The 13,128-nt window shown below is 68.3% G+C and carries 11 protein-coding genes; 7 read left to right on the top strand and 4 right to left on the bottom strand.

Annotated elements, in window-relative coordinates:
- The first annotated feature begins 26 nt into the window (after nt 1–26).
- The 3 genes from J2847_RS31335 to J2847_RS34870 all read left to right on the top strand — a co-directional run bounded on the left by J2847_RS31335 (nt 27) and on the right by J2847_RS34870 (nt 3,809).
- Complete coding sequence (locus J2847_RS31335; protein WP_209782648.1) at nt 27–938, top strand: lysylphosphatidylglycerol synthase transmembrane domain-containing protein; 912 nt, start codon at nt 27–29, stop codon at nt 936–938.
- 88 nt (nt 939–1,026) lie between these two features.
- On the top strand, nt 1,027–2,211 hold the full coding sequence (locus J2847_RS31330; RefSeq protein ID WP_209782647.1) for a glycosyltransferase family 9 protein: 1,185 nt from the start codon (nt 1,027–1,029) through the stop codon (nt 2,209–2,211).
- Nucleotides 2,208–3,809 carry a GMC oxidoreductase gene (locus J2847_RS34870; protein WP_209782646.1) on the top strand — a complete coding sequence of 534 codons (1,602 nt, stop codon included), beginning with the start codon at nt 2,208–2,210 and terminating at the stop codon, nt 3,807–3,809. The genes J2847_RS31330 and J2847_RS34870 overlap by 4 nt, the downstream gene beginning before the upstream one ends.
- A 10-nt stretch (nt 3,810–3,819) precedes the next feature.
- On the opposite strand, the gene J2847_RS31320 is transcribed toward J2847_RS34870, so the two are convergent.
- Nucleotides 3,820–4,800 carry an NAD-dependent epimerase/dehydratase family protein gene (locus J2847_RS31320; RefSeq protein WP_209782645.1) on the bottom strand — a complete coding sequence of 327 codons (981 nt, stop codon included), beginning with the start codon at nt 4,798–4,800 and terminating at the stop codon, nt 3,820–3,822.
- 43 nt (nt 4,801–4,843) lie between these two features.
- Nucleotides 4,844–6,529: a hypothetical protein gene (locus J2847_RS31315; protein WP_209782644.1), complete on the bottom strand. Its 1,686-nt coding sequence runs from the start codon at nt 6,527–6,529 to the stop codon at nt 4,844–4,846.
- A 311-nt stretch (nt 6,530–6,840) separates the two neighbouring features.
- Between J2847_RS31315 and J2847_RS31310 the strand changes: the two genes are divergently transcribed.
- The gene (locus J2847_RS31310) at nt 6,841–7,530 is read left to right on the top strand and encodes a class I SAM-dependent methyltransferase (RefSeq protein WP_209782643.1); all 690 of its coding nucleotides are present in this window, start codon (nt 6,841–6,843) and stop codon (nt 7,528–7,530) included.
- 62 nt (nt 7,531–7,592) lie between these two features.
- Here the strand turns inward: J2847_RS31310 and J2847_RS31305 are convergent, their stop codons facing one another.
- Complete coding sequence (locus J2847_RS31305) at nt 7,593–8,003, bottom strand: methyltransferase domain-containing protein (RefSeq protein WP_209782642.1); 411 nt, start codon at nt 8,001–8,003, stop codon at nt 7,593–7,595.
- 243 nt (nt 8,004–8,246) lie between these two features.
- Between J2847_RS31305 and J2847_RS31300 the strand changes: the two genes are divergently transcribed.
- The 3 genes from J2847_RS31300 to J2847_RS31290 all read left to right on the top strand — a co-directional run bounded on the left by J2847_RS31300 (nt 8,247) and on the right by J2847_RS31290 (nt 11,275).
- The gene (locus J2847_RS31300) at nt 8,247–8,972 is read left to right on the top strand and encodes a class I SAM-dependent methyltransferase (protein ID WP_209782641.1); all 726 of its coding nucleotides are present in this window, start codon (nt 8,247–8,249) and stop codon (nt 8,970–8,972) included.
- 234 nt (nt 8,973–9,206) lie between these two features.
- Nucleotides 9,207–10,271, top strand: coding sequence for a GDP-mannose 4,6-dehydratase (gene gmd / locus J2847_RS31295; protein ID WP_233474909.1), 1,065 nt, complete (start codon nt 9,207–9,209; stop codon nt 10,269–10,271).
- Between the two features lie 2 nt (nt 10,272–10,273).
- On the top strand, nt 10,274–11,275 hold the full coding sequence (locus J2847_RS31290; protein WP_209782639.1) for a GDP-mannose 4,6-dehydratase: 1,002 nt from the start codon (nt 10,274–10,276) through the stop codon (nt 11,273–11,275).
- A 40-nt stretch (nt 11,276–11,315) separates the two neighbouring features.
- Here the strand turns inward: J2847_RS31290 and J2847_RS31285 are convergent, their stop codons facing one another.
- Entirely contained in the window at nt 11,316–13,103 is a 1,788-nt protein-coding gene (locus tag J2847_RS31285) for a tetratricopeptide repeat protein (protein ID WP_233474908.1), read from the bottom strand.
- Between the last annotated feature and the right edge of the window lie 25 nt (nt 13,104–13,128).

Raw genomic sequence — 13,128 nt, 5'->3', positions numbered from 1 at the left:
GGCAGTTCACCGGGCGGGCGAAATGGATGCTCGCGGCCAAAGGGGCGGTCACCGTCCTGCTGGTGGCGTGGCTGCTGCGCCGCGTCGATTGGCTGCTTGCCGCGGACCGGCTCCGGCACGCCGACGCCGGCTGGCTGTTCGGCGGCTTCGCCCTGGTCTGCGGCGCGCTGCTGGTGACCACGATCCGCTGGCAATGGGCGGGTGCCGCCGTCGGTCTGTCGCTCCCGCTGGGCCAAGCCGTCCGCCACAGCCTGGTCGGCCAGTTCTTCGGGCAGGTCCTGCCGGCCGGGGTCGGGGTGGACGCCGTGCGCGGCTGGCTGGCCTACCGGTCCGGCCACCCCGCCGAAGGGGTGGTGGCCAGCCTGCTGGTCGACCGGTTGGCCGGGCTGCTCGGCCTTCTCCTCCTCGACATCGTCGCCGCCGTCGCCCTGCTCTATCATGTCGCACCCGATTTCGCCCTGGCCGGGCTGCTGGCCGGCGCGGTGATGGTCGGCGGCTTCGGCACGGTCCTCTTCCTCAACCGGATTCCTCTGCCGGCGCGCCTGAGGCTGCGGCTGTTCGAGACGATGCGGACGATCCTGCGCAGCGCCGAGAAGGGCCTGACCACCCCGGCCTCGCTCAACGCCCTGGCTCTGTCCCTGCTGGTCCAGATTTTGTTCGTCGGGGCGGTGCTGCTGCTGGCCCGCGCCTTGGGGGCCCCGATCGGCGTGCAGGCCGGCTTCGCCGTGGTGCCGATCGCGCTGACGCTCGCCTCGATGCCGATCTCGCTGAACGGCTGGGGCATCCGGGAGGGCGCCATGGTTGCCGGCCTGCAGGTCCATGGCGTCAGCGTCGACGACGCCTTCCTGGTGTCCGTGCTGCTGGGCACGGCGCTGCTCCTGGCCTCGCTGCCCGGCGGACTCCTGTGGTTCTTCAAGCCGCCGGAACGCCCGTCATAGGCCCTGCCCCCGGCTGTTTCCGGCGCCCTCTGTCCCTCCGGCCGCCTCCGTTGTGGCGACCCTTTCCACCGTGCTATGAGCGTGGGCCATGAATCTCAAGGCTCTCAAGCAGGCCGACTATTGGATCGGGTCGGTTCTCGCCATCCTCTTCACCCCCCTGGCCTGGGTCGCGCGCAAGGTGGCGCGGCGGGACCACGCCCCCGAGATCCGCGGCCAGCTGGTGGTCGTGAAGATTCTCGGCGGCGGCAGCCTGCTGATCGCCCTGCCGGCCCTGCTGGCCCTGCGCGACCGCTACCCGGACACGCGCATCACCCTGCTCTGCTCCCCGGCGGTGAAGAAGTTCGCCGAGCTGGCGGGGGTCTTCGACGACTACGCGGTGATCTCCACCGACCGGGCCGGCGGATTCCTGCTGAGCTGCCTGCACATCCTGCGCATGGTCTTCCGTGCCGACACGATCATCAACTTCGAGATGCACTCGAAGCTGACCAGCGTCTTCTGCCTGCTGACCCTGGCGCGCAACCGCATCGGGCTGACACTGAGTTGGAACCAGTGGCAGAACAATCTGAGCACCCACTCCTTCTTCTATAACGACAGCTCCCCCATCTACCTCGCCTATTTCCAGATCGCCCGCGCGCTCGGCGGGACCATCCCGTCGATGGAGGAGACCGCCCGCCGCTTCCGGGCCCGCAACGGGCTGGAGGAGGCGCCGCCGGCCCCGCCGGACTGCCCGCGCCCCATCGTCGCCCTGGCGCCCTACTGCTCGGACCTGGTGCCGGAGCGCGAGTTCAGCGATGCCGAATGGGCCGTCGTGCTGAAGACCCGCCATCCCGGAGCGGCCGGCACGATCCTGGTCCTGGGCGGTCCCGCCGACAAGCCCCGCGCCGCCCGCACCCAAGCCCATCTCGGCGCCGCGCTGCCCGGCTGGCGGGTGATCGACCTCGCCGGCAAGGAGAGCCTCACGGGGTCCGCCCGCTGGCTGACGATGGCGGACGAGCTGCTGACCATCGATTCCGGCGTCAACCACATCGCGCGGCTGCTGCCGGTCCCCATCACCTCCTACTGGGGGCCGACCGATCCGTATCGCCGGCTGGCCGCCTTCACGGACACGACGCGCGAAACCGTGCTCTACCGCAAGTGCTTCTGCTCGCCCTGCGTCCACACGATGGACACCGCGCCCTGCCGGGGAAACAACATCTGCATGAAGCAGCACATCGCGCCGCCCGACACCCGCGCGGCCGAAACCGGCTGGCTCATTCGGGGAGACGCGTCGTGAACGGCCGGAAAATCGGCATCGTCGGCTCGGGCCCCTCGGGCGCCGCCGCCGCCCACCGCTTCGTCGAGGCCGGCTTCGACGTGACCGTCATCGACGTCGGCTTCGAGATCGAGCCGCATCTGGCGCCCTTCACCCGGGCCGACCACGCGGTCGACCGCGACCGCTTCATGGAGGCGGTCACCGCCCAGCGCAGGAGCGTGGTCGGCGAGACCGCCGTCCTGCCTCCCAAGCTGCCCTTCGGCTCCGATTTCGTCTACCGGTCGATCCCACCCAACCGCCTGTCCAGCGGCGCCGGCCTGCACGTCGAGACCTCCCTGGCGCTCGGCGGCCTCAGCAACGCCTGGGGCGCCAACGTCTGCGCCGTGGCGCAGCGGGACATGGCCGACTGGCCCTTCCCGGCCGGCGACCTGACGCCGCATTTCGCCGAGCTGGACGCCATCCTCGACGTCAGCGGCGACGCCGGCGACGGCATCGACGAGCTGTACGACGCCCGCCTCGACGCCCGGCCCAACTACCCGCTGGGCCTGCACGGACAGCGCATCCTTGCCGGGGTGGCGCGCGGGCGGGAGCGGCTGGCGGCCGCCGGCCTGCGTTGCGGGCGCGCCAAGATCGCCGTCGGGCCGAAGCACTCGGTCGGCGGCATGGGCTGCACCTCCTGCGGGCTGTGCATGCACGGCTGCCCGCACCGGGCCATCTTCAACGCGGCCGACGTCATCCGCTCGCTGTCGGGCCGGCCCAATTTCCGCTACCTGGACGGACGCCACGTCCTGCGCTACGCTGAGGGGCCGGACGGCGTTACCGCGGTCTGCCGGCCGACGGAGGGCGGCCCCCGCGAGGAGCACCGCTTCGACCGCCTGTTCGTCGCCTGCGGCGTCATGGGGTCCACGGCCATCGTGGCGCGGTCGCAGGGGCTGTGCGACCGCGACTTCATCATCCACGACAGCCAGAAATACTACTTCCCCTATCTGCGCTACCGGCGGGTCAAGGGGGCGGTGGACGAACGGGCCAACACGCTGGCACAGGTCTACATCCAGGACGTCGGCCTGCGCTCCACCCCGCACACGCTCCACTGCCAACTCTACGGGGTGAACGACCTGTTCTTCGAATCCCTCAAGGCGAAGCTGGGCCCCCTGGCCCACCCGATGATGCGGCTGGGCACGCCCATGTTCGAGCGCATGATGATCGGGATGGTCTATTTCCACTCCAACGATTCCGGTACCTTGCGCTACCGCGTCTCGGCGAACGAGGAGGACGGGATCGGCCATGTCGAGGCCGGGCCGCGTCCGGACACCCGCCCGATCTTCAAGGAGTTCATGGGGCGGCTCGGCCGCTTCGGCGGAGTCTTCGGCGGACGACCGCTGCCTTTCCTGGCCGAAAGCAGCCCGCCCGGCCACAGCCTGCATTTCGGCGGGTCACTGCCGATGGCACGGACGCCGGAACCGGGGCAGACCGACGTGCTCGGCCGTCCCTTCGGCTCGGGCCGGGTGCATGTGGTCGACGCCTCGGTCCTGCCGTCGATCCCCGGCACGCCGACCACCTACACGGTGATGGCCAACGCCCTGCGCATCTGCGCCGGCGTCCTGAAGGGCGCAGCCTGACGGGACGGGATCACAGCCGCAGGAAGGCCTCGTAAGCGGCGATCATCACGTCGACGTCGTCGTCCTCGGCCCGCCAGTCCAGGACCGTCCGGGTCGTCCGCGTGTCGAAGACGAAGTCCGCGTCCGCGCTCAGATACTGCTCGGGGTACATGAGCGGGCGGCCGAATCGGTCGAGCAGGGCCAGCGTCGCCGTCACCAGCCGGGCCGGGGTGGGCACGAGGACGGAAGAGGAGCCGGCGTGTCGGATCACCGCGCCCAGCAGGTCGCGGGCGGTCTTGGGATTTTCCGAGCCTAGGTTGAAGGGGCCGGGCGGACAGCCCGCCGCGACCGCGCGCAGATCGGCGCGCACGCAGTCGTCGACCGAGATCATCTGGTAACGGTTCCTCCCGCTGCCGATCATCGGCACCGGCAGGCCCTTGCGGATCAGCGTGAACAGGGTCGCCAGGGTGCCGAGCCGGCCGGGGCCGCTGATCAGCCGGGGGCGGAAGATGGTCGCCCGCAGCCCGTCCTCCGCCGACGCCCGCCGGATCAGGGCTTCGGCCTCCAGCTTGGTACGGCCGTAGGGGCCGAGCGGCTTCTGCGGATGATCGGGGGTGACCGGGAGCCGTTCCGGCAGGCCATAGGTCATGTCGGTCGAGAAGAAGACCATCCGCCCGGTGCCGGCCCGGCGCATCGCCGCCAGCAGTTGGCGGGTCCCGCCGACGTTGACCTCCTCGAACCAGGCGTCTCGCCCTTGCAACGGAACGCCGTTGCCGAAATGGCGGGCCGCCAGATGATGCACCACGTCGTTCGGCCGCAGATCGAGCCGGGCCAGATCCTCCGCGCTGCGGATGTCGCCCGGCACAAAGACGCCGCCCCCCTCTTCTTCCGGCGTGGGACCACCCGCCACCGGGGTGCGGCTGAACGCCACGACCGGTTCCCCCGCCTCAAGCAGGGCCTGCACCAGCCGCTGGCCGACGAAGCCGCTGGACCCGATGACGATGTGCCTCATGGCTTTCCCCTTCCCCTCTTTCCGACCCGTTTCCCGGCGGGGATCAGGGCGTGCCGACGCTGTAGAAACCGGTGCAACCCGCCACCGGCCGAAGGACCATGCCCTCATCCACCAAGCCCGCGCGCGACTCCGCCTCGTCGAGCCAGACATGGCTGACACGGGCCTCGCTCAGGAAGGCGAGCTTGCGCGCCGCCGGGACCTCGGGCCAGTTGTTGGGCATGATCAGGACGACGCGGCGCGCCAGCACGCCGAAGCGGATGCCGTCCTGCAAGGTCTGGCTGGTGTAGCGGAACAACAGCAGCGTCCGCCCGTCCGCCGGGACGCAGCGCATCAGGTCGGGATGAGCCTCGGCGTGGCGGTTGGCCTCGTTGAAGCGCAACGGCGGCCAGCCCTCCTGGAACGCCTCGCGGAGCATCGTCGGGAAGCCCGCGAGGCACAGGACAACCAACCCGGCCTCCAGCAGAAGGCGCGGTCCACGGCTTCCCAACCGCCGCTCCGCCGCCGCCATCCCGACCAGGGTCCAGCCCAGCAGCGCAAGCGCCACCAGCAGGAAGGTCATCGAATAGTAACGGGTGTTCATCTGGTAGCCGGTGGCCACCGGACCGACGAACAGCAGCAGCCCGGCGAGCGCGGTGAGCGTCAGGGCAGCCGGGTAGCGCAGGGTTGCAACCGCGCCGTCCCCCACCGGCGCCGTCCCGCCACGCCGGCCACCGGCCAGCCCCCACGCCGTCAGCAGCAGCACCAGGGCGGGGACGCCGGCCAGGAACACCCAGGCGAAAGGGCTGCGCGCCAGCATGACGTGGAGGATGTTCAGGAAATCGGCGGCGGTCAGCGAGACGCGGGCCAGCCAGCCATCGAAGTCGCTGAACAGCGTCGGCTCGCCGGGCAGGATCAGGTCCAGGGAATGCAGTTGCTTGACGGCGACCGCGACGATGGCGTTGTCGGACGCGTAGGGCTTTCCGAACACGGCGAGCGAGAAGACGATCCATGGTGAAATGGTCAGCAGCACGCCGGCCACATAGAGCACGGTCGCCCGGATCCGGCGGCGGCCGGCGGTGGCCAGCACGACGCCCGCGAAGGCCAGCACCAGCAGGTTGACGTCGAAGCGGGTCATCGCCGCCAGTCCCATCGTCATCCCGACGGCGAAGGCCCGGCCGGCCGTCAGATCGCCGCGCCGGGGCAGCAGGGCGAGCGCCGCCAGGATGAAGAACAGGGCGATCGGGATCGTCGAGGCCCGGTAGATGTCCCGGTACAGCTCCCAGATGTTGAAGGCGACGACAGCCAGCAGCAGCGCCGACAGCGCCACGGCGGGGGTCCGCCCTTCGCCCGCCATCCCCCCTGCCGCCTTGCCCAGGATCACCCAGCCGAGCAGCAGAGAGCCCAGCCCGGCCAGGACGGTCACGATGTAGTGGCCGTAGATGCCGAGTCCGGTCAGCGCATCCGCAGCGTAAACCAGGACCGGACCCAGGAACGCGTAGCTGGAGCCGTAGTCGAGATCGAACTGGAACTGCCGGATCAGCATGCCATGGTAGAAACGCTCGTCGAAACTGCGCGCCATGTCGTAGACGGCCCAGGCGTCGGCGTTGATGAAGGCGTGCTGGGCATAGTAGGAAAACGACCCGGCGGCAAAGAACAGGAAAAGCACCGCAACAAGAATTGGCGCCATCCAGCGCGGAACACCGGCGGGATCGCGCACCCCGTCCTGCTGTCCGACCAATGAAGACAACATTCGTGCGGCACTCCCGAAGAATAATTAGGGCATCGGCAAAACATGCGGATGAAATCCTGCCATGCTTTAGCTCATGCGGGAACCGGGAGCAAGCCCGCGCGGCGTCGGCGCCTCACTCTCCTTCACCACTCCGGCGGCTTTCCCGTGGTGTCTCATTCGCAACGGCTTCATTGTCCGGCCCCTGCTTCCGACCCCGACGACGGCTGGAACGGCTGCCCCGGCGCGCTCCGCACTCCTGTCACAACTCATTGCAATCGGGGGCCGCGGTCCGTATCAACGGATCTCCAGGGCAAACGGACGGGCGGCGGGATATGACAGCGACCGATGTGGTTTCCCTTGAGGGCGAGCGGGGCGACACGGCCTCGTGCCTGAGCTACTTCCAATCGCTCGGCATCGATGCGGCCGCGCGCATCCTCGACGTCGGCTGCCGCCACGGCAGTTTCCTGGAGAATCTGCGCCGGCAGGGCTACGCGAACGTCCAGGGGCTGGAGATCGACGCCGCCGCCATCGCCAAGGGCGAAGCCGCCTACCCCGACCTGAAGGACCGGATGCAGGTCTACGACGGCACGATCTTCCCTTTCGCAAAGGGCAGCTTCGACGTCATCACCATGTTCGACGTCATCGAGCACATCCCCCCCGTCGAGGCCTACCTGACCGAGCTGTGCACCCTGCTGCGTCCGGGCGGACGGCTGGTCTTCCAGACGCCGAACCTGCTGGTCGATGCGCCCTACTGGATCCTGGCCCTGCGCGCGTTCAACCGCGAGAAGCTGGCCATGATCTTCCGCGAGCATTGCTCGTTGCAGACCTACGGCAGCCTGCGCCGCCTGCTTGGCCGGGCCGGTTTCCGCGACGTGCGGATCGAGCGCAACCGCAGCGACACCGAGTTCAAGAAGACCCTGGTCCGCCAGTCGCTGGGCTGGCCCGGCCTGCTTATCCTCCAGGCCTCCAACCATTTCCCGATGGTGCTCTACCCCAATTTCTGGGGTCACGCCCGGGTCTGAAGCGGGCAGGCTTCACGCCCGGTTCCCGCCCCAACGCACGCCGCTTGCGATGAAGCGGATGATCACGCCACCGGAGTCTTTCTTAGAACCGAGACAAGATGCGGCCCGCGCCACGCTTGCTCCACGATCTGGAACGAACCCTTGAAGCCGTACATTTCCGCCCATCTGTTCTTATCATCGAAATAGGAAGGGAATGTCCCTTCCGTAATGATGTTGACATGCGTGGGATCTTGGAAAGCCGCCGCATGGGGAAATGCCGGCGTGAATGAGTAAAAGAGCCCGCCGACTTTCAGAACGCGATAAATCTCATTCATCAACTCTACAAACGGATTTCTTCTGTGGGGTATGTAAATAACCCTTGGAATATGCTCAATAAAATCATGTGCCGTAACGAATTCAAAGAATTCGTCTTCATACGGTATGCTTTCAACGGCAAGATCGGCTTTCTTTATGAGAAGGCCATCGCCCTCCATGACATCGATTCCGTGAACCTCGTCAGCCGAAAAAGGGTTTTTGGGTTTCTTGCCACACCCAAGATCCAACGTCCTTGTCATAACATCCCCGATCGGCAGGCATTGATTTTTGGTTTAACAGGCTTGCATCCCACCGTAAAGAGGGCTGCCGGCCGTTCCTTGACCCGCACCCTTGACCCGCCCGCCCGGCTGTTGTTTGTTCCGGTGCGGACAGCGTGGATAAAACGAGCGGCAGGCCTGGTGATGGACTCGATCGACAATAAGGCCAATTACCGTTCACGCACGCTGGTGACGGATTACGACGCCAAGCGGCGGATCGGCGAGGACGACTACGTCAACAGTCTCGAAGTCGCTTACTTCACCGCCCAGGTCCAACGCCTGACCGGACCAACCGGCTCGGTCATCGACATGGGGGCCGGCACCGGAAAGCTGTCGCTGGCCTTCGCCCGCCTCGGCTACGCCGTCACCGCCTTCGACCAGTCGGAAGCCATGCTGGAGCGGCTGGACGCGAAGGCGCGGGCCGAAGGGTTGACCATCGCCTGCCGCCTGGGGGACATCGTCGCCGACGCGCCCCAGGATCCGGTCGAACCGGCGCACGACGTCGCCGTGTCGTCGCGCGTGCTGATGCACGTCGCCGACCCCGACGCCATGATCGGCCACATGGCGGCGCTGTCCCGCAAGGGGATCGTGCTGGACGCTCCCCGCCGGGCCAGCCCGAACCTGCTTCTGGTCAAGGCGCGCGCGCTGACCGGGGGCGAGGTGTACCGCTGTTTCGACGACCGCGCCCTGGCCGCTTCCGTCACCCGCCAAGGGTTTCGGACGATCGACGCGACGCCAATGTTCACCCTGCCCATCGGGTTGCATCTCGCGCTCGGCAACAAGGCCTTGTCGACCACGCTGGAGCGTGGTTTGTCGGTCGCGCGTGGGGTCGCCTCCACCCTCTTCCTCGCTGCGGAACGGACCGGCTGACGCAGCCCGCCGGCGGGAGGATGCCGGCCCCCGACCAGGGCGCAGGCTTTTCAGGGTGGAATTCTCCGGAATATGGTCCACCGCCTTTACCGCAAGGAAGTCTTGCCTTGCCTTTGTCCTTTGATGATAGTGCGGCGCACGGTGTAAGGCTGCTTTTCACCCGCCGTCCTTGGACATTGATGGCGCGCCGTTGCGCGGCCGGCCGGCCGTAGGATGCGAAAAAGGGGTTCTGCTTTGTCGAAGGTCGCTTTGATCACGGGTGCCACAGGTCAGGATGGCGCCTATCTCGCCGAACTGCTGCTTGAAAAGGGCTACATCGTCCACGGCATCAAGCGCCGGTCGTCCTCCTTCAACACCGGACGGATCGAGCACCTCTACAGCGACCGCCACGAAAAGGACGTGCGGCTCTTCCTGCATTACGGCGACCTGACCGACGCCACGAACCTGATCCGGCTGGTCCAACATGTCCAGCCCGACGAGATCTACAATCTCGCGGCCCAGAGCCACGTGCAGGTCAGCTTCGAGACCCCGGAATACACCGCCAACTCGGACGGCCTGGGCACGCTGCGCCTGCTGGAGGCGATCCGCATCCTGGGCATGGAGAAGACCGCGCGTTTCTACCAGGCCTCGACCTCGGAGTTGTACGGCAAGGTCCAGGAGACCCCGCAGCGCGAGACGACGCCCTTCTACCCGCGCAGTCCCTACGCGGCGGCCAAGCTCTACGCTTACTGGATTACGGTGAACTACCGCGAGGCCTACGGGATGCACGCCTCGAACGGCATCCTGTTCAACCACGAGGGCCCGACCCGCGGCGAGACCTTCGTCACCCGCAAGATCACCCGCGCCGTCTCGGCCATCCACACCGGCACCCAGGACTGCCTGTATCTGGGCAACCTGGACGCCAAGCGCGACTGGGGCCACGCCCGCGACTACGTCGAAGGGATGTGGCTGATGCTCCAGCAGGAGCAGGCCGACGACTATGTGCTGGCCACCGGCGAGACCCATTCGGTGCGCGAGTTCGTCGAGTTGTCCTTCGCCCATGTCGGCCGCCCGATCGAATGGCGTGGCGAGGGCGTCGAGGAGGAGGGCGTCTGCGGCAAGACCGGCAAGACGGTGGTCCGCATCGATCCGCGCTACTTCCGCCCGACCGAGGTCGACCTGCTGCTGGGCGACCCGTCCAAGGCGCACGCCAAGCTGGGCTGGTCGCACAAGACCGCCTTCGCCGATCTGGTGCGCGAGATGATGGACGCCGACCTGAAGGCCGTCGCCTCCGACAACGGCCGCACTGCCGGCCGCTGACCATGGCCGGCCCACTCCGGGAGACTCCGAGGACCGCTCTGGTCTTCGGCATTTCGGGCCAGGACGGCGCCTATCTGGCCCGCCATCTGCTGGAGCGGGGCTACAGCGTCCACGGCACCTCGCGCGACCGCGAGATGTCCGGCTTCGGCAATCTGGCGCGGCTGGGCATCCGGGGGCGGGCAAGCCTCCATTCCGCCGTGCTGACCGACTTCCGCAGCGTGGTCGAGGTGATCGCCCGCGTCCGGCCGGACGAGATCTACAACCTCGCCGGCCAGTCGTCGGTCGGGCTGTCCTTCGACCAGCCGGTCGAAACCCTGAACGGCAGCATCGGCGGCACCATCAACATCCTGGAAGCGATCCGCTTCCTGAAGCTCGACACCCGCTTCTACAATGCCTCGTCCAGCGAGTGCTTCGGCAACACCGATGACCGGCCGGGCGACGAGGCGACGCCCTTCCATCCCCGCAGTCCCTATGGAGTCGGCAAGGCGGCGGCCTTCTGGGCGGTGGCGAACTACCGCGAGGCTTATGGGCTGTTCGCCTGCTCCGGCCTTCTGTTCAACCATGAATCGCCGCTGCGCCCGGCCCGCTACGTCACCCAGAAGGTGGTGCGCGGCGCCGCCGACATTGCCGAACGCAAGGCCGAAACCCTGACGCTGGGCGCCCTGGCCATCGCGCGCGACTGGGGCTGGGCGCCGGAATACGTCGACGCCATGCACCGCATGCTGGCCTTCGACCGGCCGGAGGATTTCGTCATCGCCACCGGCGAACTCCACACGCTGGAATCCTTCGTCGAACAGGTCTTCGCCCAGTTCGGGCTGGACTGGCGCCAGCATGTCGAGACCGACGCGGCGCTGCTGCGCCCCTCCGACATCAGCCGCAGCGTCGGCGACCCCGGCAAGGCCCGCCGCCTGCTGGTCTGGGAGGCCCAGACCTGCATGCCGGGGGTCGTCGCCCGGCTGGTCGAGGCCGAGATGCGGCGGCGCCATGGGGAAGACGCGGCCTGATCCCGACCGCGCCGCTCCAAGCCCCACCCGCCAAGCCCGCTCAGACCTCGTCCAGGACGCCGAGCAGATCGCGCGTCCGACGTTCCCACGCAAAGCGTTCGAGAAGGCGGGGGCGCGGGTCGCGCGGCTCCAGCCCGCCGCGCACAACCTTGGTCAGCAGGTCGGCGGCGACGTCCTCGTCGGGATGCCACCAGTCGATTCCCTGGAACGGCGGGTAGATGGCATCGCTGTAGGGCATGCGGGCCGGACCGGTCGTGCAGGGGATCAGATGCGCGATCTCGTCGTCGAGATAGGCGGTGTAGGCGCTGTTCCTCGGTGCGATCAGCCCCAAGCCCTTGGCCCCGGCCCGCGTGATCGGCAGGTCCCAGCCCTCGCCGTGCGACAGGCTCCAGTAATGGGTGGCGAGCGCGTAGAGGCTGGAAATGCCGTTCTCGTCGTAACGCCCCATCATCGCGGCGATGGGGGCCGCCTCATCGAAACGGCGGCCGACGTGGCGCATCGTCCGCTCCAGCAGGTGGCCGACATCCTGGTTCAGGGTCGGGCCGCCCTTGCCAAGCTTCAGGATCAGGATCGCGTCGTCGTCGGCGCGCGTCGCCCGCAGCCAGACCCGCAGGAGCCCATCGATGTTCTTGCGGGCGATGAAATCCGAGATGTTCAGGATCCGCACACGGAAATCGGCGATGGGCCGCCCGCCGGGTCCGATGACCCCGCGCGGAGCCTCGGCCTCGTCGCCCGGATGGGGCTGGATGCCGGGCGGGCAGACCCGCAGCCGGTCTTCGGGATGCCCGGCCTCGATCCAGGCCAGCCGCGAGGACTCGGTCGGCACCACCACCAGATCGTGGGCGGCGTTGGCGCGCGCCCAGCTGGGCGGGATGCTGGTGCCCTCGAACATGGTGTAGTTGACGGTCGGCACGCCGGGGATCGGCTCGACCAGCAGCGGGGTGAGGAAGCTCAGCGCGGCGCGCGGACGGATGGGCGCATCGGCCCCGCCTTCCGGCGGACGCCAGTCCTCGGTCCCGGTCAGGCCCAACAGCCGCAGGGGCATGCCCTGCCCGGCCATGCTGCGCACGAAACGCTGGGCAAGGTCGCCGTAGCCCGACAGGACCGAAAAGGGGCCACGCACGACCACCCCGCCGGGCAGCTCGGTCCGTTCCTCGTCGCCGGATATGGCGCAAGCGAGACGGGCGCGGTCCAGGGTGCGGTCGACCTCGGCGTTGCCGGAGACCCGCCGCGCCAGCGGTTCCAGAAGGTCACGCGCCTCACCGCTGCGGCCCTGGGACAGCAGGACCTGCCCAAGCCGCATGGCGAGGTCGACCCCGTCGGGATCGAGCGTCAGCCCACGGCGCAGGAACCGCTCCGCCTCGGCGTAGAAGCTGTTCGACATCAGCGAGACGGCGACGTTCAGACAATCCGGAGCCTGATCGGGCCGGAGCAGGACGAGACGCCCCAGATGCCGGACGGCATCGTCGAGGACGCCCTGCCCGTGCTGGAAAACCCCCAGCTCGGAACTGAAGGCCGGCTGCGACGGCTGGAGCAGCACGGCCCTGCGCAGGCCGCGCACCGCGCCCTCGACCGCGCCCAGGGCACGGCGGGCGAGCCCCAGGTTGAACCAACCCTCGGCGAAGCCGGGATCGACCGTCAGGATGCGCTTGAAGATGGGCTCCGCCTCGGCGGACCGGCCCAGCCGGCACAGGATCACGCCACGCATGTTGTGCGCCATCCAGTCCTGCGGGACCGCCCGCAGGACCGTGTCCAGCACCGTCAGCGCCTGTTCGATCTGTCCCGCCCGGTAGAGCCCGGCGGCATGCTGCGTGGTGTGTTCCATCATCCATACCGTCTTCTTCGGATCCGCC

The organism is Azospirillum agricola, assembly GCF_017876095.1.
In the GTDB taxonomy this organism is placed as follows: domain Bacteria; phylum Pseudomonadota; class Alphaproteobacteria; order Azospirillales; family Azospirillaceae; genus Azospirillum; species Azospirillum agricola.
The sequence above is the reverse complement of the archived record's forward strand: the minus strand, read 5'-3'. Positions and strand labels throughout refer to the sequence as shown.

What these genes read in the sequence shown, in the direction of transcription:
- J2847_RS31335 (WP_209782648.1), top strand. Translation starts at nt 27, where the DNA reads ATGCTCGCGGCCAAAGGGGCGGTCACCGTCCTGCTGGTGGCGTGGCTG.
- J2847_RS31330 (WP_209782647.1), top strand. Translation starts at nt 1,027, where the DNA reads ATGAATCTCAAGGCTCTCAAGCAGGCCGACTATTGGATCGGGTCGGTT.
- J2847_RS31320 (WP_209782645.1), bottom strand. Translation starts at nt 4,800, where the DNA reads ATGAGGCACATCGTCATCGGGTCCAGCGGCTTCGTCGGCCAGCGGCTG.
- J2847_RS31315 (WP_209782644.1), bottom strand. Translation starts at nt 6,529, where the DNA reads ATGTTGTCTTCATTGGTCGGACAGCAGGACGGGGTGCGCGATCCCGCC.
- J2847_RS31310 (WP_209782643.1), top strand. Translation starts at nt 6,841, where the DNA reads ATGACAGCGACCGATGTGGTTTCCCTTGAGGGCGAGCGGGGCGACACG.
- J2847_RS31305 (WP_209782642.1), bottom strand. Translation starts at nt 8,003, where the DNA reads ATGGAGGGCGATGGCCTTCTCATAAAGAAAGCCGATCTTGCCGTTGAA.
- J2847_RS31300 (WP_209782641.1), top strand. Translation starts at nt 8,247, where the DNA reads ATGGACTCGATCGACAATAAGGCCAATTACCGTTCACGCACGCTGGTG.
- J2847_RS31290 (WP_209782639.1), top strand. Translation starts at nt 10,274, where the DNA reads ATGGCCGGCCCACTCCGGGAGACTCCGAGGACCGCTCTGGTCTTCGGC.
- J2847_RS31285 (WP_233474908.1), bottom strand. Translation starts at nt 13,103, where the DNA reads ATGATGGAACACACCACGCAGCATGCCGCCGGGCTCTACCGGGCGGGA.